General features: G+C 50.2%; 21 protein-coding genes and 1 other annotated feature. Of the genes, 11 read left to right on the top strand and 10 right to left on the bottom strand.

Annotation, left to right across the window (positions count from 1 at the left end; all coding sequences use genetic code 11):
* Window positions 1–67: 67 nt before the first annotated feature.
* Together RS889_RS16705 and RS889_RS16710 are read left to right on the top strand one after the other, a co-directional pair.
* Entirely contained in the window at window positions 68–982 is a 915-nt protein-coding gene (locus tag RS889_RS16705) for an SPFH domain-containing protein (protein WP_290182089.1), read from the top strand.
* The gene (locus RS889_RS16710; protein WP_021015017.1) at window positions 982–1437 is read left to right on the top strand and encodes an NfeD family protein; all 456 of its coding nucleotides are present in this window, start codon (window positions 982–984) and stop codon (window positions 1435–1437) included. Before RS889_RS16705 ends, RS889_RS16710 begins: the two co-directional genes overlap by 1 nt.
* On the opposite strand, the gene cueR is transcribed toward RS889_RS16710, so the two are convergent.
* Window positions 1434–1868: a Cu(I)-responsive transcriptional regulator gene (gene cueR, locus RS889_RS16715; protein WP_315708075.1), complete on the bottom strand. Its 435-nt coding sequence runs from the start codon at window positions 1866–1868 to the stop codon at window positions 1434–1436. The genes RS889_RS16710 and cueR overlap by 4 nt on opposite strands.
* Before the next feature lie 115 nt (window positions 1869–1983).
* On the opposite strand from cueR, the gene copA reads away from it, so the two are divergent.
* The 7 genes from copA (at window position 1984) to ybaL (ending at window position 12468) form a co-directional block, all read left to right on the top strand.
* Window positions 1984–4725: a copper-exporting P-type ATPase CopA gene (gene copA / locus RS889_RS16720; protein ID WP_315708076.1), complete on the top strand. Its 2742-nt coding sequence runs from the start codon at window positions 1984–1986 to the stop codon at window positions 4723–4725.
* A gap of 118 nt (window positions 4726–4843) precedes the next feature.
* Window positions 4844–5644 (top strand): TraB/GumN family protein, encoded by an 801-nt coding sequence (locus tag RS889_RS16725; protein WP_290182086.1) that lies wholly within the window; start codon window positions 4844–4846, stop codon window positions 5642–5644.
* A 31-nt stretch (window positions 5645–5675) separates the two neighbouring features.
* On the top strand, window positions 5676–6155 hold the full coding sequence (gene ybaK, locus RS889_RS16730) for a Cys-tRNA(Pro)/Cys-tRNA(Cys) deacylase YbaK (RefSeq protein WP_021015013.1): 480 nt from the start codon (window positions 5676–5678) through the stop codon (window positions 6153–6155).
* A 367-nt stretch (window positions 6156–6522) separates the two neighbouring features.
* A complete protein-coding gene (gene lldP / locus RS889_RS16735; protein ID WP_315708077.1) occupies window positions 6523–8178 on the top strand; it encodes an L-lactate permease in 1656 nt (551 codons plus the stop codon).
* Complete coding sequence (gene lldR / locus RS889_RS16740; RefSeq protein WP_021015010.1) at window positions 8175–8963, top strand: transcriptional regulator LldR; 789 nt, start codon at window positions 8175–8177, stop codon at window positions 8961–8963. Before lldP ends, lldR begins: the two co-directional genes overlap by 4 nt.
* On the top strand, window positions 8960–10141 hold the full coding sequence (gene lldD / locus RS889_RS16745) for an FMN-dependent L-lactate dehydrogenase LldD (protein ID WP_315708078.1): 1182 nt from the start codon (window positions 8960–8962) through the stop codon (window positions 10139–10141). The genes lldR and lldD overlap by 4 nt, the downstream gene beginning before the upstream one ends.
* A gap of 644 nt (window positions 10142–10785) precedes the next feature.
* On the top strand, window positions 10786–12468 hold the full coding sequence (gene ybaL, locus RS889_RS16750) for a YbaL family putative K(+) efflux transporter (RefSeq protein ID WP_315708079.1): 1683 nt from the start codon (window positions 10786–10788) through the stop codon (window positions 12466–12468).
* Between the two features lie 45 nt (window positions 12469–12513).
* Here ybaL and hemH read toward each other — a convergent pair whose 3' ends face one another.
* From hemH to RS889_RS16790, 8 genes are all read right to left on the bottom strand, one after another.
* On the bottom strand, window positions 12514–13476 hold the full coding sequence (hemH, locus tag RS889_RS16755) for a ferrochelatase (protein WP_315708080.1): 963 nt from the start codon (window positions 13474–13476) through the stop codon (window positions 12514–12516).
* A 235-nt stretch (window positions 13477–13711) separates the two neighbouring features.
* Complete coding sequence (gene adk, locus RS889_RS16760; RefSeq protein WP_290182080.1) at window positions 13712–14356, bottom strand: adenylate kinase; 645 nt, start codon at window positions 14354–14356, stop codon at window positions 13712–13714.
* 245 nt (window positions 14357–14601) lie between these two features.
* Entirely contained in the window at window positions 14602–16485 is a 1884-nt protein-coding gene (gene htpG / locus RS889_RS16765; protein WP_315711089.1) for a molecular chaperone HtpG, read from the bottom strand.
* Window positions 16486–16650: 165 nt separating this feature from the next.
* A complete protein-coding gene (gene recR, locus RS889_RS16770; RefSeq protein WP_021015004.1) occupies window positions 16651–17256 on the bottom strand; it encodes a recombination mediator RecR in 606 nt (201 codons plus the stop codon).
* Window positions 17256–17585: a YbaB/EbfC family nucleoid-associated protein gene (locus tag RS889_RS16775; RefSeq protein WP_021015003.1), complete on the bottom strand. Its 330-nt coding sequence runs from the start codon at window positions 17583–17585 to the stop codon at window positions 17256–17258. Before RS889_RS16775 ends, recR begins: the two co-directional genes overlap by 1 nt.
* A gap of 41 nt (window positions 17586–17626) precedes the next feature.
* The gene (gene dnaX / locus RS889_RS16780) at window positions 17627–19648 is read right to left on the bottom strand and encodes a DNA polymerase III subunit gamma/tau (RefSeq protein WP_315708081.1); all 2022 of its coding nucleotides are present in this window, start codon (window positions 19646–19648) and stop codon (window positions 17627–17629) included.
* Window positions 18236–18300: a sequence feature (DnaX frameshifting element), on the bottom strand. (Overlaps the previous gene by 65 nt.)
* A gap of 74 nt (window positions 19649–19722) precedes the next feature.
* A complete protein-coding gene (gene apt / locus RS889_RS16785; RefSeq protein ID WP_021015001.1) occupies window positions 19723–20271 on the bottom strand; it encodes an adenine phosphoribosyltransferase in 549 nt (182 codons plus the stop codon).
* A gap of 166 nt (window positions 20272–20437) precedes the next feature.
* Window positions 20438–20818: a DUF454 family protein gene (locus RS889_RS16790; protein WP_021015000.1), complete on the bottom strand. Its 381-nt coding sequence runs from the start codon at window positions 20816–20818 to the stop codon at window positions 20438–20440.
* A 169-nt stretch (window positions 20819–20987) separates the two neighbouring features.
* Here RS889_RS16790 and priC point away from each other — a divergent pair, with 169 nt between their 5' ends.
* Entirely contained in the window at window positions 20988–21521 is a 534-nt protein-coding gene (gene priC, locus RS889_RS16795) for a primosomal replication protein PriC (protein ID WP_021014999.1), read from the top strand.
* A 71-nt stretch (window positions 21522–21592) separates the two neighbouring features.
* Window positions 21593–21757 (top strand): pleiotropic regulatory protein RsmS, encoded by a 165-nt coding sequence (rsmS, locus tag RS889_RS16800; protein ID WP_315708082.1) that lies wholly within the window; start codon window positions 21593–21595, stop codon window positions 21755–21757.
* An 85-nt stretch (window positions 21758–21842) separates the two neighbouring features.
* Here the strand turns inward: rsmS and mscK are convergent, their stop codons facing one another.
* Window positions 21843–25100 (bottom strand): mechanosensitive channel MscK, encoded by a 3258-nt coding sequence (mscK, locus tag RS889_RS16805; protein WP_315708083.1) that lies wholly within the window; start codon window positions 25098–25100, stop codon window positions 21843–21845.
* Window positions 25101–25221 lie beyond the last annotated feature (121 nt).

The raw sequence follows: 25221 nt of genomic DNA on the forward strand, positions 1-25221 counted from the left end.
TCCCCCCGATGATGTGTAATGAGATATCGGCTTAATCGGGATATAAAAAACCACTGGAGGCTCATTGATGTTTACGTTTATTCCTGTCGTAATTTTTGTCGCGCTGATCATTGTCTGGTCAGGTATCAAGATCGTGCCACAAGGTTACCAATGGACGGTGGAACGCTTTGGGCGTTATACCCGCACGCTGATGCCCGGACTGAATCTGGTGGTACCGTTTATGGATCGCATCGGCCGCAAGATCAACATGATGGAACAAGTGCTGGATATCCCGTCACAAGAAATTATCTCACGTGACAACGCCAATGTAGCCATTGATGCCGTTTGCTTTATTCAGGTTATCGATCCTGCACGAGCGGCTTATGAAGTCAGCAATCTGGAGCAGGCTATTGTTAATCTGACCATGACCAACTTCCGTACCGTGCTGGGTTCAATGGAACTGGATGAAATGCTCTCACAACGCGACAGCATTAATACCCGTTTGCTGCACATTGTCGACGAAGCAACCAATCCATGGGGTATTAAAATCACCCGAATAGAGATCCGTGATGTTCGTCCGCCAGCAGAATTGATTGCTGCCATGAACGCGCAGATGAAAGCCGAACGTAACAAACGTGCCGATATTCTTGAAGCGGAAGGTATCCGTCAGGCCGCGATTCTGAAAGCCGAAGGGGAGAAGCAGTCACAGATTCTGAACGCGGAAGGTCTTCGTCAGTCCGCATTTTTAGAAGCCGAGGCCCGCGAACGTGCAGCCGAAGCCGAAGCCCGTGCCACGCAGATGGTATCTGAAGCAATTGCGGCGGGTAACATTCAGGCAATCAACTATTTTGTAGCACAGAAATATACTGATGCGCTAAAAACCATCGGCTCCGCCAGCAACAGTAAAGTGATTATGATGCCACTGGAGGCCAGTAATTTGATGGGGGCGATTGGCGGCATTACCGAACTGATAAAAAGCAGCCAGGATAATCGAGGTCAATGATGGGAATTGAACTGGTGATGGAAAATGCGCACTGGTTCTGGTTATCACTCGGCGGCCTGTTGCTGGCAGCCGAGATGCTGGGTACCAGCGGCTATCTGTTATGGAGCGGGATGTCCGCAGTACTGGTTGGGTTACTGGTCTGGCTGGTGCCGATAAGCTGGCCGTGGCAGGGGACCGCATTTGCCATTCTGACCATTATCACCGCCCTGCTCTGGTGGTATTGGCTGCGTAAACGCGCACTAAATCGTCCCCCCTCTACACTGAACCAACGTGGACAGCAATTGGTCGGACTACGAGTCACACTAACTGAACCGGTCGTGGACGGGTTTAGTCGCGTCAGAATCGGTGATAGTACCTGGCGGGTGACAACCAGACAGGATTTGGCGGCAGGTACGGTCGTGGAAGTGATCGCCGTTGAAGGCATTACACTACATGTCCGCGCCCTTAACACCTAGCGGGAGTTATTCTCTCCCGACGGCAGTACGGTATCCTGATGGCAACACCCGGACAGATGGCTCATAATCGGACACTCTGCATTGTTGTCACCAGGACACTCATCGGCCATCGCCATCAAGCGCTGACGCATGTGTTTTAATTCTTCAATCTGTACTTCAATGTCCCGAACTTTTTGCAGGGTTCGTGCTTTGACATCAGCACTGTGCCGCATCGGGTCATTAAACAGCGTGACCAGCTCACGACACTCTTCCAGACTAAACCCAACCTGGCGTGCCTGGCGCAGTAGTGTCAGTTCTTCAACATGATGAGCGTTATAACTACGATAGCCATTTTCACAACGTAATGGTGCCGTCAATAACCCTTTTTCCTCATAAAAACGGATTGTCTTGCTGCTAAGACTGGTTTTTTTGGCTACGTCGCTAATGTTCATTATTCCCCCTTGACCCTCCCCTTGCTGGAAGGTTTAACCTATCTTATAACTAGTGGAAATCATACGACCGGTCAACGAGTTTGACCAACGGTTGTGATCACGGGAGAAAATTATTATGTCTCAAACTATTGTATTGTCACTACAGGGTTTGTCCTGCGAGCACTGTATTGGGCGAGTAAAAAAAGCACTGGAAGATCGTCCGGATGTGGAACATGCAGAGGTATCACTAAAGTATGCCAAAATTACCGGCGAAGCAGACAACCACACGCTGATTGCTGCGATAGAGCAGGCTGGCTATAAAGCCAGCCCCGCCACCATACCGGACGTCACCTTGCAGCTTTCCGGTCTGAACTGCCAGCATTGTGTGGCGTCGGTCCGTAAAGCGCTGGAAGCCGTTCCTGATGTTAGTGCAGTGGATGTTTCACTGGAACAAGCGCTGATTTACGGTGACGTAACCCCAGACACACTAGTGCAAGCTGTTGAACAGGCTGGTTTCCATGCCAGCGACACTACAGGTGCTGCTCACCCAAAAACTGAGCCGCTGACACCGATAGCAACTACGCCGGAAATGCTGTCAGCGGCTTCAGTATCCATTCCGGCCATCACTGAAAATACAGATGACGAAGAGAGTATTCAGCTCTTACTGCAAGGTATGAGCTGCGCCAGCTGTGTAAATCGGGTACAACAGGCGCTTGAGAACGTCAGCGGCGTCACCCAGGCCCGGGTCAATCTGGCCGAGCGTAGTGCATTGGTCAGCGGAACAGCATCGCATCAGGCATTGATCGACGCAGTGGAAAACGCGGGCTATGGCGCTGAGATCATTCTGGACGAAGAGGAGCGACGGGCGCGTCAGCAGCAAACAGCACAGCAAAACGTTCGGCGTTTCCAGTGGCAGGCGGCACTGAGTTTACTACTGGGTATCCCGTTGATGTTGTGGGGCGTTCTGGGCGGTAGTATGACATTAACCGCCGGGAATCGTACTCCGTGGCTGATGATAGGTGTGCTCACACTGGCCGTGATGATCTTTGCCGGAGGACACTTCTATCGCAACGCCTGGCGCAGCCTGCGCAACGGCGGCGCCACCATGGATACGCTGGTAGCGTTGGGGACGAGTGCCGCCTGGCTATATTCCATCACCGTCAACCTCTGGCCGGATAGCTTCCCACTGGAAGCGCGTCACCTCTATTACGAGGCCAGCGCCATGATCATCGGTCTAATTAATCTCGGTCATGCACTGGAGCAACGAGCCCGTCAACGGTCATCTCGTGCACTGGAACACCTGCTGGATTTAACCCCCCCGACGGCACGAGCTGTCACTCCACAGGGAGATCAACTTATCCCACTGGCGGAAGTGAAGAGCGGAATGACACTGCGTCTGACCACCGGCGACCGAGTGCCAGTTGATGGTGAAATTCTGCAAGGCGACCTGTGGATGGATGAAGCCATGCTTACTGGTGAGCCGATTCCGCAACAAAAATCAACCGGCGAGAAAATCCATGCCGGTACACTGGTGCAGGATGGCAGCGCCACCTTTCGGGCTGAAGCGATTGGCAACCAGACTACCCTGGCCCGAATCATTCACATGGTTCGTCAGGCTCAGAGCAGCAAACCTGCCATTGGCCAACTGGCAGACCGAATTTCTGCCGTGTTTGTACCAATAGTGGTCGCGATTGCGCTGATCAGCGGAGCCATCTGGTATTTCATCGGACCACCACCGCAAATCATCTACACACTGGTGATCGCCACCACAGTACTGATCATCGCCTGCCCTTGTGCATTGGGTTTGGCGACCCCGATGTCCATTATCTCTGGCGTTGGGCGGGCCGCCGAACTGGGTGTACTGGTACGTGATGCGGACTCACTGCAACAGGCCAGTCGACTGGATGTACTGGTATTCGATAAAACCGGGACATTGACCGAAGGGCAACCACGGGTAGTGAAAATCCATACTTTTGGCGACATCAGTGAGCAACAAGCGCTTATCTGGGCGGCATCGCTGGAACAGGGGGCCAATCATCCACTGGCAAAAGCTATCGTCAACCAGGCTGACGGACTGCCTCTCAGTGAAATCACCCAATTTCGGACATTGCGGGGGTTGGGTGTCAGCGGGCAGGCTGATTCGATATCCTTGTTATTGGGCAATCCGTCACTGCTAAGCCAACATCAGGTTGCACTTACCACCGTCCAACCTGATGGGTTATCACCTCAGCAACGCTTGCAGCAGCAGGCAGAGCGTGGCGTTACCCCGGTGTTGTTGGCGGCGAACGGTCAAATCGTTGCACTGTTCTCAATATTCGATCCACTGCGCCAGGATAGCGCAAGTGCATTACAGCGCCTGCATCAACAGGGATATCAATTAGTCATGCTGACGGGAGATAACCCGGTGACCGCCAACGCGATTGCCAAAGAAGCCGGTATCGATCAAGTCATCGCCGGAGTGTTGCCGGACGGCAAGGCGGATGCGATTAAAGCCTTACAGGCACAGGGTAAACGCGTTGCCATGATTGGTGATGGTATCAACGATGCACCAGCGCTGGCTCAGGCAGATCTGGGAATCGCCATGGGCGGCGGCAGTGATATCGCTATCGAAACGGCCGCTATGACGCTAATGCGCCATAGTTTGCATGGCGTGGCCGATGCGCTGGCGCTATCGCGCGCTACGCTGCGAAATATGAAACAAAACCTTATGGGAGCGTTTATCTATAACTCGCTGGGTATCCCTATCGCTGCCGGCGTGCTTTACCCCATTACCGGAACACTACTCAGTCCGGTCATCGCCGGAGCAGCCATGGCACTCTCTTCCATCACGGTAGTCAGCAACGCTAACCGATTGCTGCGTTTCACTCCCCGCTCCTGATGTAAACACCTGACCACTCAAGGGTGGTCAAACAAACTCTCTCTTTTCGGTCTAATACCGATACAACTTGTCCCTTGATGCGTTTAGCATGGAGAGATCATCACAGGAGACAATGCGTATGAGGCAACTGCTACGACAAATGGCGACATTTCTGGGTTTTATCTCTCCAGGAGGCTATGCCTACCCCGCCGTCGATGTTCAGGTAGCAAACCAGCGGCAATTTCATCTGGTGGGCAGTATTCACATGGGAACTATTGATATGTCTCCGTTGCCCGTTGAATTACGTCGGCAACTGCAACACGCTTCAGCACTGGTGGTAGAAGCCGATATTTCAGACCAAAGCTCGCCATTCAGCGATATTGAGAGCGAACCACCGCTGGCGGAGCGGCTGGATACAAAAACCGACGCGTTATTGAAAAAATTATGTACCGAGTTGACTTTCAATTATGACAGTATTGAACATCTCCCCGCCTGGCAGATAGCCTTAATGCTACAGGCTCGGCAGGCCCTGATGCTGGGATTGCGGCCCGACTATGGTATCGACTATCAGTTGATTACGGCGGCCAGAGAGCAAGGGCTGGAAATTATTGAACTGGAAGGTCAGCAAGCACAGGTAGGATTGCTACAACAATTACCCTATGGCGGAGCGCAACTGTTAGAGGACACATTAATCCACTGGCACACCAACGCCCGGCTACTGCAAACCATGGTGAGTTGGTGGTTAAACGGCAAACCCGTTTTAACTGAGCAGATTCCGCCTACATTTGGCAATGAAATGTCGGAACTGTTAATGAATCAACGTAACCGTCACTGGAAACAACGGTTAATAACGCTGCCTCCCGGGCAGTATGTCGTGGCCGTCGGTGCACTTCATCTGTATGGCGACGGCAACCTGCCCCAATTATTACAGACTCATTGAACAACCTATCCCATGTAAGGACCGTGACATCATGACTCCCGCAGTAAAACTGCTTGAGAAGAATAACATCACCTTTACGCTTCACAGTTACCATCACGATACTGATGAAACCAATTTCGGTGAAGAAGCCGCAAGCAAGCTTGGCCTGGATAAGCAGCAGGTCTATAAAACACTGTTGGTCGCATTAAACGGCGATGCAAAAAAACTGGCGGTGGCTGTCACCCCCGTCGCCAGTCAGCTGGACTTGAAAAAAGTGGCAAAAGCGCTGTCCGCCAAAAAAGCCGATATGGCCGACCCACAAATTGCCCAACGGGTTACGGGCTACCTGGTCGGTGGGATCAGCCCGCTGGGTCAAAAAAAATTACTGCCTACCGTGATTGATGAAATGGCACAACAGTTTGGCACCATTTTTATTTCCGGGGGAAAACGCGGTCTGGATATTGAACTGGCCGCATCAGATCTCGCGCATCTGCTGAAAGCCAATTTCGCCGATATCGCCAAACGAGACTAAAAAAGTTGGTAGTCGGGGGTTTCGCGGCCAGTGGACTCTCGGCTACCGCTTCGTAACACAGTAGCGGATAACGTTCCCCCGTCACACAAAGCGTATCATCGGACCACGCTGCACAGTCACCGTTAAATCACGGTTTTTCAATTCTGCCTGACGATCACCGATCCCTTCTGACATCAGTCCTCATATTGGTCCTACCAATCAAATAGAAAATGTGACCGTTTTAGGCATAACGACAAAAAAAACAACACATCCATTGCCATTTGTTAACACTGGATCAACGATTGGTCATCATTTGTCTTACATAACAAGATTGGTCCTACCAATCAAGTAAGAAATAATAAGTACATCACGTTCTGGAGATACCTGCATGCAAGTCTGGCAACAAGTCTACGATCCGGTCGGTAACATCTGGCTATCAAGCCTCATCGCCGCCATCCCGATTCTGTTTTTTTTCTTCGCGCTGATAAAGCTCAAACTTAAAGGCTATATGGCAGCTACCTTTACTGTGGCTCTCGCCCTACTGGTAGCACTTTTTTTCTACCACATGCCGGTTGACCGCGCTGTCGCCTCGGTGGCTTACGGTTTCTTCTACGGCCTGTGGCCGATTGCGTGGATCATTATCGCTGCCGTGTTCGTCTACAAAATCTCGGTAAAAACCGGGCAGTTCGACATCATCCGCTCATCAATTCTCTCCATCACCCCCGACCAACGTCTGCAAATGCTGATTGTCGGCTTCTCCTTTGGAGCGTTTCTTGAAGGGGCCGCTGGCTTTGGCGCGCCAGTCGCGATCACCGCCGCACTGCTGGTGGGACTGGGTTTTAACCCGATGTACGCCGCCGGGTTGTGCCTGATTGTCAACACCGCCCCCGTCGCGTTCGGTGCCATGGGCATCCCGATTACCGTTGCTGGTCAGGTCACTGGATTGAATAGTTTTGAAATCGGCCAGATGGTTGGCCGTCAGTTACCCTTCCTGACTATTATTGTGCTGTTCTGGATCATGGCGATCATGGACGGCTGGCGTGGCATCAAGGAGACCTGGCCAGCGGTCATGGTCGCCGGCGGCTCATTTGCCATTGCCCAGTACCTCAGTTCCAACTTTCTCGGGCCGGAACTACCGGATATCATCTCGTCGCTGGTCTCATTGGTATGTCTGACAGCATTCCTGCGCGTCTGGAAGCCAGTACGTATTTTCCGCTTTGGCGATCTCGGTGCCTCAATGGTGGACAAGACGCTTGAGCGCGGCAACTACTCTATCGGGCAAGTGATTCGCGCCTGGATGCCGTTTATTTTCTTGACCACCACGGTCACGCTATGGAGCATTCCGCCGTTTAAAGCGTTGTTTGCCTCGGGCGGTACGCTGGCAAACTGGGTTATCAATGTCCCCGTACCGTTCCTCAACGAACTGGTCGCAAAAATGCCACCCGTGGTAGCTAACGTTCTACCGTACGCAGCGGTCTACAAATTTGACTGGTTCTCCGCCACTGGCACCGCCATTCTGGTCGCCGCGCTGATGTCCATTGTCTATCTGCGTATGAAACCCGCCGCCGCCGTGGCCACCTTTACGGAGACCCTTAAAGAGCTGGCGCTACCAATTTACTCCATCGGCATGGTGCTGGCGTTCGCATTTATCTCGAACTACTCTGGCCTTTCCGCCACGCTCGCTCTGGCTCTGGCGCATACCGGCCATGCGTTCACGTTCTTCTCACCGTTTCTCGGCTGGCTGGGCGTGTTCCTCACCGGATCCGATACTTCATCAAACGCGCTGTTTGCCGCATTGCAAGCCACCACAGCACAGCAAATTGGCGTCTCCGACCTGCTACTGGTGACTGCCAATACCACCGGTGGCGTTACCGGGAAGATGATCTCGCCACAATCCATTGCCATTGCCTGTGCAGCGGTGGGTCTGGTGGGTAAAGAGTCTGAGCTGTTCCGCTTTACCGTGAAACACAGCTTAATTTTCACCTGCATGGTAGGGGTGATCACTACCCTTCAAGCCTATATCTTAACCTGGATGATTCCATGACGCTGTCTGCTCCACGCCTCGCCGACCACTTGGTGGAACAGGTGAAGGCACTGATTCATGAACGAAAATTGGATGCGGGCATGCGCTTGCCCGCGGAACGGCAGCTCGCCACCGAACTGGGTGTCTCTCGCTCATCGCTGCGCGAGGCGATCCAGAAATTGATCAGCGAAGGGGTGCTGATCAGCCGCCGTGGCGGTGGCACCTATGTGCGCTACGAGCGCGAACCCTGGTCGGAACAGCGTATCGTCCAGCCGTTGAAAACACTGGTGGAAAACGACCCCGGTTATCGCTACGACATTCTGGAAGCACGTCACGCCATTGAGGCCAGCACTGCCTGGCACGCAGCAATGCGCGCCACCGAGGCGGACAAAGAGAAACTCAGGGCCTGTTTTGATGCTACGTTGAAATTTAAAGAGAGTGACAACCCAGATTTGGCTGCCCAGGCCGACGTGCGTTTTCACCTCGCTATCGCCGAAGCCTCGCACAATGTGGTGCTACTCCAGACTATGCGCGGTTTTTTCGATTTACTTCAGTCTTCGGTGATGCACAGCCGCCAGCGTATGTACACCGTACCGACCATCTTTGCCCACCTCACCGAACAACATGATGAACTGCTGCGGGCAATTCTGGATGGCGACCCGGAACGCGCGAGCAAAGCCGCACGAGCACACCTCGGGTTTGTCCACACCACCATCAAAAACCTGCACGAAGATGAAGCCCGGCAATCACGCATTACCCGGCTACCAGATGAAAATACCGATGTTAAAAGGAAAGACAAGCCATGATTATTTCCGCTGCAACTGATTACCGCGCCGCAGCACAACGCAGATTACCGCCGTTTCTGTTTCACTACATTGACGGTGGTGCGTATGCCGAGCACACGCTGCGCCGCAACGTGGAGGACCTGGCACAAGTGGCGCTGAAGCAGCGTGTGCTGAAAAACATGTCGGCACTAAGTCTGGAAACCACTCTGTTTAATGAGACGCTCTCCATGCCGGTCGCCCTCGCCCCGGTTGGGCTATGTGGCATGTACGCACGTCGGGGAGAAGTACAAGCCGCGCAAGCCGCCGCAGACAAAGGCATTCCCTTCACACTGTCCACCGTGTCGGTATGCCCGATTGAAGAGGTTGCCCCAGCCATCAACCGTCCAATGTGGTTCCAGTTGTATGTGCTCAAAGATCGCGGGTTTATGCGCAACGCGCTGGAGCGCGCCAAAGCGGCGGGCTGCTCCACACTGGTATTCACCGTGGACATGCCGACGCCGGGGGCTCGCTACCGCGATGCGCACTCCGGCATGAGTGGCCCCAATGCCGCGCTACGCCGCTACTGGCAGGCAGTGACCCATCCGCAGTGGGCCTGGGATGTAGGTCTGCATGGCCGTCCGCATGACCTGGGAAATATCTCCGCGTACCTGGGAAAACCGACTGGGCTTGAAGATTACATCGGCTGGCTGGCGAATAACTTTGACCCGTCCATTTCGTGGAGCGATTTAGAGTGGATCCGCGAATTCTGGGATGGGCCGATGATCATTAAAGGAATCCTGGATGCTCAGGACGCCCGTGATGCGGTACGTTTCGGTGCCGACGGGATTGTCGTCTCCAACCACGGTGGCCGCCAGCTCGACGGTGTGCTCTCATCGTGTCGCGCCCTGCCCGCCATTGCTGATGCGGTGAAAGGCGATATCACCATTCTTGCCGACAGCGGTATTCGCAGCGGACTCGATGTGGTGAGGATGATTGCGTTGGGTGCTGACAGCGTACTGCTAGGTCGTGCGTACCTATATGCACTGGCCACTAACGGTAAGACGGGGGTGGCCAACCTTCTGAACCTCATCGACAAAGAGATGCGTGTAGCAATGACGCTAACCGGCGCGAAAAACATTAAAGAAATCTCCCGTGAATCACTGGTGCAAGAAGGTCTGCACGATGTTTTGCCGGCTGAAGGCATCGCGGTTAGATTCTGATACATATCCTGCATCTCAAGATGCAGGTTCCCCTTCCCCCTACCGAAAACACCATGAAGGTTCTGGACTGATTCACAAAGTAATCATCGATAAACAGAACCTTTCATGTAATTGCAAGCCATCAGGCATATAACCCTACATTTTCCCATGTAATGACAGTCAGAATATGATCTATCATCGCCAATGTGTCTATACCCGTCATACTTCAAGTTACAGGTGTGTTGGCTGCGTTCGTTCACCCGAATCACTTATCTGAGTAAGCTCATCGGGATTCACTCTCTTGCCGCCTTCCTGCAACTCGAATTATTTTGGGTATATAAGCCCATCATGAAATCATCAATGATTAGATTTATAGTAATTAATTATTCATATAATTCAATTACAAAATAACAAATATACCGATAAATACATGTTATAATTCAAAACATGGTTTAATTAGGATTTATCACAAAATTCTTTTATTTCCCCACATTATGTTTTCCATATACATGTACACTTAATTAATGAGCCTATCCCACAAACGCTTTAATCCTATGCATGGCGTATAAGCGATACAGTAAGGTTGAAAACGACATGAGCCATCTGACCTCATCGGCTATGGAACCTTCGCTCATTCACGTTTATCTATAAGCAAAGGAGTCAGGATGCATGACACAACACCGCTAATATCCACTATGGCTGTAGGTCTGGTACTTGCTTTTCTACTGGGTATTCTGGCGAATCGTTTGCGGATTTCCCCATTGGTAGGCTATCTGCTTGCTGGCGTGCTGGTCGGTCCTTTTACACCCGGTTTTGTAGCTGATGCCAAGTTAGCGATCGAAATTGCCGAATTGGGGGTAATTCTGTTGATGTTTGGGGTTGGCCTGCATTTTTCCCTGAAAGATTTGATGGCAGTAAAATCTATCGCTATCCCCGGCGCTATTGCGCAGATTGCGGTTGCTACACTGTTGGGTATCGGTCTTTCTTCCCTGCTGGGCTGGAGTTTACCAAACGGATTGGTTTTCGGATTGTGTCTTTCCACTGCCAGTACCGTGGTGCTGCTGCGTTCACTGGAAGAACGCCAACTCATTGATAGTCAGCGTGGGAAAATAGCCATCGGCTGGCTGATAGTGGAAGATTTGGTCATGGTGCTCACACTCGTGTTATTGCCAGCATTCGGCCATATGTTTGAATCGTCGACCACAAATATCTATCAGTTACTGTACGATTTAGGCTGGACACTCGGTAAAGTGATTGCCTTTATTACGCTGATGGTGGTGGTTGGTCGTCGTGCTGTGCCGTGGATACTGGCTAAAAGCGCCAGTACAGGTTCACGGGAATTATTCACATTGGCAGTGCTGGCGATGTCACTGGGCATTGCCTTCGGTGCCGTCAAACTGTTCGACGTCTCTTTTGCCTTAGGTGCTTTTTTTGCTGGTGTAGTGTTAAACGAATCAGAACTCAGCCAGCGGGCAGCCCACGACACACTACCGCTGCGGGACGCCTTCGCAGTACTGTTTTTCGTCTCTGTGGGTATGCTGTTTGATCCGATGATTCTGCTCAACGAACCTATTGCCGTACTAGGAACACTATTAATCATTGTATTGGGTAAATCAGTGGCCGCTTTTGTACTGGTGAAACTGTTCGGACACTCTAAACGTACCGCGTTGACGATCTCCGTCAGTCTGGCACAAATCGGTGAGTTCGCGTTCATTCTCGCCGGACTGGGTATTTCGATCGGCTTGCTGACCGAGAATGCCCGCAATTTGGTCCTGGCGGGCGCTATTCTTTCTATTATGATCAACCCGCTGCTATTTTCCTTGCTGGGTCGTTATCTGATGAAAACAGAAACTATCGAAGAACAGATCGTGGAAGAGGCGATTGAAGAGGAAAAACAGATCCCGGTAAATTTATGCAACCATGTGCTGCTGGTGGGTTACGGTCGAGTCGGAAGCTTAATCGGATCACGTCTGCACCAGGCCGATATCCCGATAGTAGTGGTCGAAACTTCGCGCACCCGTGTCGATGCCTTACGTGAACAAGGCATCAAAGCCATACTGGGCAATGCCACCAGGCCAGACATTATGGACATTGCGCATCTGGACTGTGCTCGTTGGCTTCTGCTGACCATCCCCAACGGTTATGAAGCCGGAGAAATCGTGGCCGCAGCCCGTTCCAAACGGGAAGATCTGATCATTATCGCCAGAGCGCATTATGACGATGAAGTTAACTACATTACCGAACATGGCGCCAATCAGGTCATCATGGGCGAGAGAGAAATTGCAGACGCCATGATTACGCTACTGAATATTGATGAAGCACAATCGGTAAAAACGTGTCCACTTTAAATCGGAAAACATCAGACGCGAATGCAGCGTCTGATGTTCAGTGCGTCAATTACCCTGTGTAACTAATTGCTCAAACAAATCGATATGCATAGGATCGGCATTCAGTGCAGGGATGTAGGCAAATCGCTCCCCACCCGCATGTAAAAAAACATCCCGGTTTTGTTCCTGAATTTCTTCCAGTGTTTCCAGACAATCCGCAGCGAAACCAGGACAAATGACCTGAATGTGTTTCACACCCTGCGCTGGCAATCCTTTCAACGTCTCATCAGTATAAGGTGTCAACCAGGGCTCACGACCAAAGCGGGATTGATATGTCATCAGCACTCGTTCTTTCGGTAATCCCAACGCAACAGTCAGCGCGTCAGCCGTCGCCGCACAATGCAGCGGATAGTCATCCCCTTCATCGGCATAACGCTGCGGAATACCGTGAAAAGAGATAACCAGTTTATCCGGCACACCATACTGGGCAAAAGATTGTTCTGCGCGATGCTTCAATGCGGCGATATATGCTGGATGTTCCGCATAGTCACGGATAAAACGGATGGCGGGTATCTGCCGATACTGTTTCAAGAGAGTAGCCAGGCCATCCCATACTGCTGCCGTGGTGGAACAGGAATATTGTGGATAAAGCGGTAAAACCGTTAGCTGAGTGACGCCTTGAGTCAACAAACTATCCAACGCAGAGTGCAAACTGGGTGAGCCATAGCTCATACCTAACGCAACGGGGATGTCCGGCAAGCGTTCAGCCAATGCCTGTTGCTGTCGACGACTGAATACCAGCAGCGGGGAACCGTCTTTCATCCAGACAGACCGATACAATTTTGCCACCCGCGGCGCACGAATCGGCAGGATAATGCCATAGAGAATAGGCCACCAAATCCAACGGGTAAGATCCACAACTCGCCGGTCGCTGAGAAATTCGGCCAGATAGCGCTTTATCGCCTGAGGCGTAGGTGAATCGGGTGTTCCCAGGTTAACCATCAGCACACCACGTTTTTCTTGCCTCATTAACGTTATCCTCTTCCAGCTACAGGGCTGGTGTATTGTTTTAAATCCCATTATCAGACCGCTATTGTAGCGAAAAAATCGAATAAAAACGGGCAGACAACATGGTTAAAATCAATACTAGCGATTGCTGAAGCTGATGTAGTGAAAAACCATAAAAAATGCCAGACATAGTGTCTGGCATCATAATTAACACCGTACCGCATAACGACCGAATAGCAATTTGCGACGATATCTATTAGCCCAGAATACCAGCCAGTTCGGCGCTGACTTCACTCACTTTACGAGTACCATCCATTTTATGGTACAGCGTGTTGCCCGCAGACGCTTCTTTCTGATAGTAGGTCACCAGCGGTGCTGTTTGCTGATGGTATTCTACAAGACGTTTGCGCACAGTGTCTTCATGGTCATCCTTGCGGATCGTCAGATCTTCACCAGTGACATCATCCTTACCTTCCACTTTGGGTGGATTGAACTTCACATGGTATACGCGACCTGACGATGCATGAACACGACGACCCACAATACGTTCCACAATCAGCTCATCAGGCACAGCAAACTCGATAACATAATCAACGTTGATGCCCGCTTCTTTCATGGCATCAGCCTGAGGAATCGTACGAGGAAAACCATCCAGCAAGAAACCGTTACGACAATCATCCTGTGCAATACGCTCTTTCACCAAGGCAATAACCAGTTCGTCAGTGACCAACTTACCCGCATCCATAATTTCTTTTGCTTGCTTGCCCAATTCAGTACCAGCTTTTACTGCTGCGCGCAGCATGTCACCGGTGGAAATCTGAGGAATTCCATATTTTTCCATGATGAACTGAGCCTGAGTACCTTTGCCTGCGCCCGGAGCGCCCAGCAGAATAATACGCATCGCGTAAATCCCCTTGCATGTAATTTTTTTAAAATAAATTTGAAAATCGCCAAACCATACCATTCCATGCGCCCATCCTCAAGGAACGGGCTCGGTTCAGCTTTTTTTCGCGCATGAAATCATGACCCGTCAGTGCTATAACGGGTGTTATGACAGTGTAGACGATGAATTAATTAACAAGCCAGTAACAAGAAAAAACACTTACGAGACATTGCCCCAGTTGTAAAACCGGGGCAACAGAGGATTTAAGCCGTTAACAACTGATTCATACGGCGAACAAACTGATTCGGATCATCCAGTGTACCGCGTTCTGCCAGCAGAGCCTGATCCAACAGTAATTCCACCCACTCAGTAAACTGAGTGTCGTCGGTAATATCAGATGCCCGCTTCACCAGCGCATGCTCTGGATTCAATTCAAAAATGTATTTCACTTCCGGTGCCGCCTGGCCCGATGCAGCAAACAATTTCGCCATCTGAGTGCTCATGTCACTAGCATCAGTAGTGACAATCGCTGGCGTATCGGTGAGCCGATGAGTCAGACGAACATCTTTCACTCGTTCACCCAGCAGATTTTTCACACGATCAACAAAAGGTTCCAGCGCTTTGTCTGCTTCCTTCTGCGTGTCGCTTGTTTCATCCGCCAGTTTGTCCAACGCTTCATCCGCCTTGCTGACTGATTGGAAAGATTTACCATCAAATTCCGTTAGATAGCTCATCATCCATTCGTCAATGCGATCGGAAAGCAGCAGTACCTCAATGCCTTTTTTGCGGAACAGTTCCAGATGAGGACTACTCTTGGCTGCGGCGTAACTGTCGGCAGTGATGTAGTAAATCTTCTCCTGACCTTCAACCATATGGCCGACATACTCTTCCAGCGATACCGTCTGGGCAGCGCTATCAGTATGCGTAGAAGCAAAGCGTAACAGTTTGGCAATCGCTTCACGGTTGCTGCCATCTTCTGCCGGCCCTTCTTTCAGCACCAAACCGAACTGTTGCCAGAATTGCTGATATTTTTCACTGTCGTCTTTCGCCAGTTTTTCCAGCATCTGTAATACACGTTTAGTCAATGCGGTACGCAGGTTCTGAGTAACACGGTTATCCTGCAAAATTTCACGGGAGACATTCAGTGGCAGATCATTAGAGTCGATCAGACCACGAATAAAGCGCAGATAATTTGGCATAAACTGTTCAGCATCATCCATGATGAACACCCGCTGTACATAAAGCTTCAGACCGTGTTTATGGTCGCGGTTCCACATATCCCACGGCGCCTGGGATGGAATATACAGCAGACTGGTATATTCCTGTTTCCCTTCAACCCGGTTATGGCTCCAGCTCACCGGATCGGTAAAGTCATGGGCAATGTGTTTATAGAATTCGGTATATTCTTCGTCGCTGATTTCAGACTTGCTGCGTGTCCATAACGCCTGAGCCTTGTTAATCTTTTCCCAGCTTACCGTCGCTTCGCCACCCTCTTCCTTGCTTTCAGTACGGGACTCAATCTCTACCGGCAAAGCGATGTGGTCAGAGTATTTGCTGATGATGGAACGCACGCGCCAACTGTCAAGAAACTCGTCTTCACCTTCACGCAGATGCAACGTAATTTCCGTGCCACGCTCTTCTTTGGTGATATCGGCAATGGTGTAATCCCCTTCGCCCGTGGATTCCCAGAATACCCCTTGATCAGGGCTGGTACCCGCAACGCGAGTGCGGACAGTGACTTTATCCGCCACAATGAATGCAGAATAAAAACCGACACCGAATTGACCAATAAGCTGGCTATCTTTTACCTGATCAGAGCCCAACGACTCTAAAAAGGATTTAGTGCCTGATTTGGCAATTGTTCCCAGATTATCAATGACCTCGTCGCGGGTCATCCCAATACCGTTATCGGCAATGGTAATAGTCCGTTTTTCTTTGTCAGTAGAAACTCGCACCCGCAACTCGCCATTGCCTTCATACAGTTCAGGGGCAGACAACGCACGGAAGCGTAATTTATCAGCCGCATCAGAAGCATTGGAGATCAATTCACGCAGGAAAACCTCTTTATTGGAATAAAGTGAATGGATCATCAAATGCAGCAACTGCTTCACTTCAGACTGGAACCCGCGGGTTTCTTGGCCTTTCATACTCATTGTGGCTTACCTCAATATCTGTTTTATTCCGACTGATTAAACAAAGATGAGCATGAGGTGGGGATAAAACAGTGGGATTTCAAGGGAGAAACGAGAAATTAAACGTAGAAAATAGTAAGTGTATGACAGCCGCCGGCCAGAACGCCGACAGCCACAAGATCAAAACGTGATTGGATGCCGCCCTGCCAGCGAATGAGATAAGGTGGTACCATCCACCATTTCCAATTCACCACCGACTGGAACACCATGAGCAATACGGCTGGCCATAACGCCATACTGTGAGCACAACTCGGCAATGTAGTTTGCCGTAGCGTCACCTTCGACTGTCGGATTGGTCGCCAGAATCACCTCGCTGATAGATTCCGTAGACAAACGCTCTTCCAAACGCCCCAAACCGATATCATCAGGACCTATGCCATCCAAAGGTGAAAGGTGCCCCATCAACACGAAATAACGCCCGGAAAACTGACCTGTCTGTTCTATTGCATGGATATCAGCCGGACTTTCCACCACACAGATTTGTCCTGTTTGCCGACGACGCGGATTAGCGCAGATAGTACAAACATCCTGTTCGGTAAAGGTACGGCAGTCGGCACAATGTCCGATTTCAGACATCGCACGGGTCAACGCCTGCGCCAACCGCATACCACCGCTGCGATCACGCTGCAACAGATGGAATGCCATACGCTGCGCCGACTTCGGCCCCACGCCAGGTAAACAGCGCAGGGCTTCCATCAACGACTCAAGAAGTGGACTGGTCTGCATCAGAACGGCATTTTGAAGCCCGGTGGCAACTGCATACCACCGGAGACTGACGCCATTTTCTCTTTCTGCGTTTCGGCGATACGGCGTGCCGCATCGTTAAATGCCGCAGCGACCAGATCTTCCAGCATTTCTTTGTCGTCTTCCATCAGGCTGGGGTCAATTTCCACACGACGGCAGTTATGAGCACCATTGATAGTCACTTTCACCAGCCCGGCACCCGACTCCCCCGTGACTTCCAGATTGGCAATCTCTTCCTGCATCTGCTGCATTTTCTCCTGCATCTGCTGGGCTTGTTTCATCAGATTGCCTAAACCACCTTTACCAAACATATCGCTCTCTCTATCACTTCGGGCTGCTTATTCAGCAGCAGTTAAACGGGGCGGATACTTTCTTCGTCCAGTTCCGCGTCAAAGAAACGCCGCAGCGTTTGAATATTATTGTCCGTCATAATGGACTGACGAGCCTCGGTCAGCATCTCTTCATAGATAACCTGTCGCCACTCCAGCGGTGTATGCACCGTAAGGTCATCATCTTCAACTACGGTCAGCACTATCGGACGACCGTAGTGTGCCATCAATGCCTCTGCTAGCGTTTTTTGCGCCACAGCACTATTCAGGTGGCGCAGAGAAGAACGCAGATGCAACTGCACAACACCCACTTCCGGCTCTTTTTTAAAAGCATTCAATGCCAGCTGTTGTACCAGTTTTGGCAACGTCAAACTGTGGATTTCCGCCGCCCAGGCATCCCTTTCTATCGATTCTTCAACCAGACGAGCCACCAATTCCGGTGTTTTCTCATGTTCCAATGCCGAACGCAATGCCTTGGGCGTTGTCGTGACATTTTTCTCTACCACTTCAGTTTTTTTCTGTGCTCGCCAGCGATAAGCTTCCTGCTTTTTCTGCTCCGGCTGTGCGGTTTCTTTAGCAGACATCTGTTGTTGACCACGCTCAGCCACGGAAGCCAGACGCTCCAGTGCCGAGGTTACCGGCCGCGTTTTACTGAACGCCGCCGCTTCACTCTTTTTTGGTGGAATTGCCTCTTGCTTGCGTAACAGTTGGCTACGAGCTTGCAACAGTTGCGCGGTAGAGTCAGACAGCTCACTACTGTAGTTGTCGTTTTCCGGACGGCTCCCCGCAGGCTCAGGTTGTTCAGTTGTAGCAGTTGGCGCCGGGTTTTCTGACGGCACCATCGTCCGGGGGTGATTTTCCGTTCGCGACATTGAAGCCGCTGGCTGATGTGGAACAATCACTGGCTCTATGGCCGAAGGAGTCGATGTAGAAACCGGGGCCTGGGATTCAATGACCTGATTGGGATGAAAAGCCAGCGCCCGCAGCAGCGTCATTTCTACCCCCATACGGCGATCTGGCGCATATGGTAATTCTTTGCGGCCAATCAGCAAAATTTGATAGTAAAGCTGAACATCCGCTGGTGGTAACACACGGGCCAAATCTCGCAACCGTGGCGCCACCATCGCATAATCGTCACCCAATGCGGAAGGCAGTAGCTGCACCATCGCGATGCGATGCAGAATGGTGAGTGTTTCTACCAGCAGCGACTCCCAATCAACCCCGCGGGAAGCCGCCTGCGCCAACAGCATCATGACCCGTTCACCATCCGCTTTCACCAGTGCTTCAATTAACGCCAGCGGTTGTTCATCATCCAATGTCCCGAGCATCTGGCTTACCGCGGCTGTCGTCACCTGCCCCTGTCCAATGGCAATCGCCTGATCGGTCAGACTTAATGCATCACGCAGGCTACCATCAGCCGCACGGGCCATCAGTTGTAACGCCCGCGGCTCAAAAACCAGTTGTTCTTCCTGCAGAACATGTTCCAAATGCGCGCGAATTTGTTCAACATCCAGCGCTTTCAGATGAAATTGCAGACAACGTGACAGAATGGTGATCGGCAACTTTTGCGGGTCAGTGGTAGCCAACAGGAATTTAACGTGGGCGGGAGGTTCTTCCAGTGTTTTCAGCAGCGCATTAAAACTGTGGCGTGACAGCATATGCACTTCATCGATGAGATAAACTTTGAAACGACCGCGCGCCGGGGCATATTGCACGTTATCCAGCAGGTCGCGGGTATCTTCAACTTTTGTACGTGAAGCCGCATCAATCTCAATCAGATCGACAAACCGCCCTTGTTCGATCTCTCGGCAACTGTCACACTGACCGCAAGGTGTCGCAGTGATGCCCATGTCACAATTCAGCCCCTTTGCCAGCAAACGCGCGATGGTGGTTTTTCCCACGCCGCGAGTGCCAGAGAAAAGGTAGGCATGGTGAATCCGGCCTAGGGAAAGACCGTTAGCCAACGCCGTCAGCACATGCTCCTGACCAACCACATCAGCAAAGGTTTGGGGGCGCCACTTACGGGCAAGAACCTGATAGCTCATCAATACCGCAACAGTTGAGTTATTGAAGAGGTGATGCTAACACAGTCTCGCCACTATCGGCGAGACTGTTATGCTTAATGTCCGGGGAAGTCAACCAGGCTGTAACAGTTCACGCCTATGCTTTCAAGACGCTGGCGGCCACCCAAATCGAACAGATTGATAATAAACGCCGCATCAGAAACCTGCCCACCTTGACGGCGAATAAGTTTCACAGTGGCTTCAATTGTGCCGCCTGTAGCCAACAAATCATCAATCACCAGCACCCTATCACTGGAATCAATTGAATCTGCATGCATTTCCAGCGTATCGACACCGTACTCCAATACATAGCTTTCACTGACAGTAACACGCGGCAATTTACCTGGTTTACGCACTGGAACAAATCCTACGCCTAACGCCAAAGCTACCGGAGCACCAAACAAAAAACCACGGGCTTCAGTACCCACAACTTTGGTAATCTCAGCATCCCGATAATGCATTACCAGCATCTCAATACTCATTGAGTATGCCTGAGGGTTTTCCAACAGGCTCGTGACATCCCGGAACAATATGCCCGGTTTAGGGTAGTCTCGAATACTTTTGATACTATTTTTAATTAATTCTGGTTGCAGTGATACGGTCATGATCTTGTGCCTGATAAAACGTTCTGTTTACTGAATAACCCGCTGCGGACCTTCGCTTCATCAATAATAAAGCGCCATTTACCGCAAAGAAGGAAAGTGGTGATCTACACACGAAAACGCCCAAATCTAGTCAAAGTGCTCGGTAAATGCAACCGCCCCACCAAAATCAACTCGTCTTTTGTTGCTCAGGATCAATAACGGGCAGGCGTAGCATAAAAATCAGCAACACAGCCAAAATAGCCAGTAGCAAGCCTCTGACCCAGGTAATTTCCACCATCCAGAGTGATAAAACAAATGTTGCTATAATTACAGCAATCGCTTTTCCTTTCACCCGTGGTGGCAAAGCACGGTGTTGCTGCCAGTGACGAAGATAACCGCCAAACAAAGAACGGTAAAGCAACCAATGATGAAAACGTGGCGATGACCGAGCAAAACACCAGGCAGCCAGTAGCAGGAAAGGTGTCGTCGGCAATAACGGTAATATCACGCCAAATGCCGCTAGAATCACCGCCAACCACCCGATGACAATCAGAAATCCACGATACATGCACACCTCTTTTCTAAATGATAACTACCCGCATTTAACTTTATCATCACATTTGGCTTTTTACCGGATAATATCCTCTGTACTGTAAAGGCTGAAATAGGACCTACGTATTGTATCTATCGGGATTAACAGGCAAGCTTGCCGCCCATGCCAATGGTGAGGAAACTGTGTGAATACGCAAACATTGTTGCAAGCGCTGGAACATCAGATAACAACCCTGGCGCAGGAAATCGCCTCTGTTGCCACACATCCCGCTTCACAATCTCGGTTTGATCGTCAGTTGTTCAGCTGTTACGGCACTCGATTAGGCGATTATCTGCATGAAGTACAACAAAACCATCAGCATCTCCGGCAATATGTTGCGGAAAAACGCACCGAACGAGTAGCATTTATGGCAGAAAAGCTGTTGGCGCAAATCACTGCGCTACAACGTGAATTAGCGACACAGCAATTACGCCAGCAAGAACCCACTTCTGCTCCACCGAAGGATCTTTACCATAAACTATCCGAACATCAAGGTTTTGAGCGCCGTCTGCTGGCAATGATTCAAGATCGTGAAAGCCTGTTATATCAACAAACTACACTCAGCGAACAACAACGACTGCAAAAAGAATTGGCTGCATTGGAAGGTCGTCTCTTACGATGCCGGCAGGCATTGTCTCGTTTAGAAAAACAGATAGAGCGGCGGGAACAGGGCCACTAAATCTCGTGGTATCAGGCAATATCTGCTATATCTAAAAACCGGACTTAGAGCAATAGGAAGGTGGACTCACTATGTCACTGGAAAATGCAGCTCCCGAAGTCAAGCTGGCGGTAGATCTCATTATGTTGTTAGAAACCAACCATATTGAGCCTGAAATCGCGCTGGCTGCGCTGGATATTGTACGCAGGGATTATCAGCAAAAAACACAGCACAAAGAAGACAGCATGGCAAGATAAGGTGATTTGCTCCGCCGGAGCAAGATTGCCCTTTCTTGCTCCGACAGGCTCTGGCTTATTCAACATTCAGACTATCATCTGGCTGTTAGCGGGAAACTTCTTTAAACTCAGCGCCCTGAGTGTTATGCAGATAAACTTCCAACTGATTGAAAGCAATATTAATATTATTTTCCCGGCACAGGCGATCAATCGCTCGATTGAGTTCATCCACGGTATAGCTGCGGTCACCCAGTTCCCGGACATACAACCGCAGCTCGTGATCCAATGAGCTGGCACCAAACTCCAGGAAAAAAACTTGTGGTTCAGGATCAACCATAACTCGAGGGTTCTCCCGAGCCGCCTGTAACAACACCTCTTTTACTTTGTCCAGATCCGAGCCATACGCCACACCAATACGAATAATGACACGCGTAATCGTATCTGACAGTGACCAGTTGATCAGCCGCTCTGTCACAAAGGCCTTATTGGGGATGATGACTTCCTTGCGGTCGAAATCCGTAATCGTGGTGGCACGAATACGGATTTTGCTCACTCCCCCGGAAAACGAACCAATGGTGATGGTGTCGCCGATGCGCACCGGACGCTCGAACAAAATAATCAGGCCAGAGACAAAGTTGGCGAATATCTCCTGCAAGCCGAAACCTAATCCGACAGATAATGCTGCCACCAACCATTGCAGCTTATCCCATGATACGCCCATCGAACTTAAAGAAGTTGCGGCACCGATGATCGTAATCAGATAAGTCAACATCGTGGTAATGGCATAGGATGTCCCCTGACGTAATTGGAGTCGGGAAAGAACCAGAACCTCCAGCAAACCGGGGAGATTTCGGGTCATCACATAAGCCACAGCAATAATCAACAATGCGACCAGAAGATTACCCAGTGTCACCGCCTGCAAAACACTACTGCCAGCAACAGAGGTGTTGTAGTGCCACAACGTAATGCTGTCCAGGTAAGAGAATACGGTGATCAGCTCTGACCAAATCCAGTAGAACGCCACGGAAAAAATAAGCAACATCACCATCGTGGCCAAACGCAACGACTGTTGACTGATCTGCTCTAGCGCCAGAGGTGCTTCTGGAACTGGCTCACTGCCTTCCGCGCCCTCTTTAGCCATATTCTGCCGTCTTGCCAGCGCGCGACGATAAGCCAGACGCCGGGCCGCAACACTGAGTCCTCGGATTATTGTCATATAAACAGTATTCCATACCATCCATAGACAGAGTGTTTCTATCCAGCGTGCCGATAGTCGTAAGGTAGTATAGAAATAACCATTGAACATCAAGCCAATCAGGAATAGCGGCATGAGAACAATGGCCGTCACAATGATAAGTCTGGCAGTATGACGCTCTTTTTCACGCCAACTGTCTCGGCACAACGGGAAAACCAGAACAGTCAGCAAAATCAGGTTACAAACGATAATAATCTGCCCAATAACATCGTCAGCCAGATAAAGTGGCATTTTGTCGCCGATCACCGACCAAAAAACCAGCGGTAGTAATGCGCTCCCTAACCTCACCGTTTGTCGGCGATAATGCGCGCAACGTGAGGACGGAATACTAAAATGGCGTTCACAAAGACCACCGGGTTTCAAGCTGATATAAGTCATCCCGAATACCAGCCAGAGCAACGCTAGATTTTCACTCAGTAGCCAGGAAAAACTGCTGATCTGGCTATCCATCTTTTTCAACCATATCCCCAGGATAAGAATAATCAGCACCCCGGGTAAGGTTTTTAACACAACCAGCAGAATAAACTGCGGCGTGTGAAGCTGGCTGTCTCGCTTAAGCTGACCGACATCATCCGACAGCTTGTTCATGTAGTTATCAATCGCCTTGCGTCGCCAATAAATCAGCCCGATAGCAAGCAATGATGGCACCACAAACAACAGTGATTGCAGTGTGCCCTGCAATAATTGTGCTGGCTTCAGCGTCAGATGCAGATCATTTACCTGCTGCTTCAGCGCTGATGGCAAATCTTCCAGCCAGCTCCAATCCATTGGTTTATTGCTGTTTACCCAGAAGATCTGCTGCGTTAACGTGTGCTGCAAAGAGGTATTAATACCCAGTAACTGCTGCCTGTTGATTTGTAGGTTTATCGCCAACATCAGTTGATTACCCAGTTGCTTATTGAGCTGATCAAGCAACTCTCTTCGCATGTCCAGCACTTGTCCCAGAGCATCAGTTACTTCCGCATCAACCGGCTTATTACTACGTGCTAACAATTTCTGGATATATTCATCCCCGCGGAACAACACATCACGTTGCTGATTAATATCGAATTGCTCAAGACGTAAATCAGCAATCTGCGCACTCATGTCACTCAGTGAATCAGCAGAAGGCAGGTTAAGCTGCTGCTGATAGAGAATCCGCGATAATAACAAACTGCCTTTTAATACTGTCACCTGCTCTTTCAGATTACGCTCAGACTGAGAGGCGCGATCCAACCAGTTTTTTACCTGAATAGTTTGCTGGACCAGCGTATTGCTCTCTTCGGTAGCCTTGATTAAGCGCTGACTAAGCTTTTGATTTATATCCATTTCTGTTTTCACTAATGGATTTTCTTGGATGCGTTGTAAATCTTCGGAATTTTGCGCTTCTTTGGCTGTTTTTTCAGAAAGGTTCAGACGCTTGCCATTAATAATGCCTTGCAGTGCCTGAACCATGCGTTCCAGTTGGTTAATTTGTGCCGCAGTATAATCACGCTGTTTCTGTAATAAATCCTGCAAGGTCGTATTCACCTCCAGGCTTTTACGCTGCTGCTCCATTTGCAACGTCACCAGAACTTGCTCTGCCTGCAACAATACCTGCTGACTTGAGCGCAAAGGCGCTTGATTCGAGTCCAATCCATTGAGTTGGTTACGTAACTTCTGGCTACGCTGCAAAGCAGCAACCAGAGCGCTTTGTACACGCTCTGGTTGAGTTTGCAGAGAAATTAATTGACTGTTGTAGGTAGAAAGGTTTTCCTGAGCAGATTGTAAATCATTCAGGGTTTCGTTCAAACGTGCTTCGAGCTGTTTGAGGGATAGAGATTCTAATGATTTAGGTACATCATCCTCGCTCGTCGCATTGAGGGCATCCAGATCTCCACTGACCTGTTTTAATTTGGCAGGTGCCTGCGCTGCCTGCTGTTTAAGCTGGCTAGTCTCCTGCTTTACCCGATCAATGGTATCCAATACATCAAGAGTTTGTGTTAAATCCTGCTGGGTCAGCTTATCCGTCGGCGTAAGGTTTTTTTGTTTATTCAGTATATTCAGCCGATTTTGGATTTCACTATGCGTTGGCAAATCACTTCCAGCTTCCACCGCAGGTGAAAACAAGAGTATGGCAAAACATATCATCGATATGTGTAACATATGACAAAACACAACATCGAGGCGATAATCAGAAAAAACTGAACGAAGACGGAGCGAAACCACTGGCCAGTAAACCATGATACATCATCAAGTTGATGGAAATACT

It is taken from the genome of Brenneria uluponensis (genome assembly GCF_032395385.1).
In the GTDB taxonomy this organism is placed as follows: Bacteria; Pseudomonadota; Gammaproteobacteria; order Enterobacterales; family Enterobacteriaceae; genus Prodigiosinella; species Prodigiosinella aquatilis.

Coding starts and splice junctions, on each gene's coding strand:
- RS889_RS16705 (WP_290182089.1), top strand. CDS start 68: ATGTTTACGTTTATTCCTGTCGTAATTTTTGTCGCGCTGATCATTGTC.
- RS889_RS16710 (WP_021015017.1), top strand. CDS start 982: ATGGGAATTGAACTGGTGATGGAAAATGCGCACTGGTTCTGGTTATCA.
- cueR (WP_315708075.1), bottom strand. CDS start 1,868: ATGAACATTAGCGACGTAGCCAAAAAAACCAGTCTTAGCAGCAAGACA.
- copA (WP_315708076.1), top strand. CDS start 1,984: ATGTCTCAAACTATTGTATTGTCACTACAGGGTTTGTCCTGCGAGCAC.
- RS889_RS16725 (WP_290182086.1), top strand. CDS start 4,844: ATGAGGCAACTGCTACGACAAATGGCGACATTTCTGGGTTTTATCTCT.
- ybaK (WP_021015013.1), top strand. CDS start 5,676: ATGACTCCCGCAGTAAAACTGCTTGAGAAGAATAACATCACCTTTACG.
- lldP (WP_315708077.1), top strand. CDS start 6,523: ATGCAAGTCTGGCAACAAGTCTACGATCCGGTCGGTAACATCTGGCTA.
- lldR (WP_021015010.1), top strand. CDS start 8,175: ATGACGCTGTCTGCTCCACGCCTCGCCGACCACTTGGTGGAACAGGTG.
- lldD (WP_315708078.1), top strand. CDS start 8,960: ATGATTATTTCCGCTGCAACTGATTACCGCGCCGCAGCACAACGCAGA.
- ybaL (WP_315708079.1), top strand. CDS start 10,786: ATGCATGACACAACACCGCTAATATCCACTATGGCTGTAGGTCTGGTA.
- hemH (WP_315708080.1), bottom strand. CDS start 13,476: ATGAGGCAAGAAAAACGTGGTGTGCTGATGGTTAACCTGGGAACACCC.
- adk (WP_290182080.1), bottom strand. CDS start 14,356: ATGCGTATTATTCTGCTGGGCGCTCCGGGCGCAGGCAAAGGTACTCAG.
- htpG (WP_315711089.1), bottom strand. CDS start 16,485: ATGAAAGGCCAAGAAACCCGCGGGTTCCAGTCTGAAGTGAAGCAGTTG.
- recR (WP_021015004.1), bottom strand. CDS start 17,256: ATGCAGACCAGTCCACTTCTTGAGTCGTTGATGGAAGCCCTGCGCTGT.
- RS889_RS16775 (WP_021015003.1), bottom strand. CDS start 17,585: ATGTTTGGTAAAGGTGGTTTAGGCAATCTGATGAAACAAGCCCAGCAG.
- dnaX (WP_315708081.1), bottom strand. CDS start 19,648: ATGAGCTATCAGGTTCTTGCCCGTAAGTGGCGCCCCCAAACCTTTGCT.
- apt (WP_021015001.1), bottom strand. CDS start 20,271: ATGACCGTATCACTGCAACCAGAATTAATTAAAAATAGTATCAAAAGT.
- RS889_RS16790 (WP_021015000.1), bottom strand. CDS start 20,818: ATGTATCGTGGATTTCTGATTGTCATCGGGTGGTTGGCGGTGATTCTA.
- rsmS (WP_315708082.1), top strand. CDS start 21,593: ATGTCACTGGAAAATGCAGCTCCCGAAGTCAAGCTGGCGGTAGATCTC.
- mscK (WP_315708083.1), bottom strand. CDS start 25,100: ATGATATGTTTTGCCATACTCTTGTTTTCACCTGCGGTGGAAGCTGGA.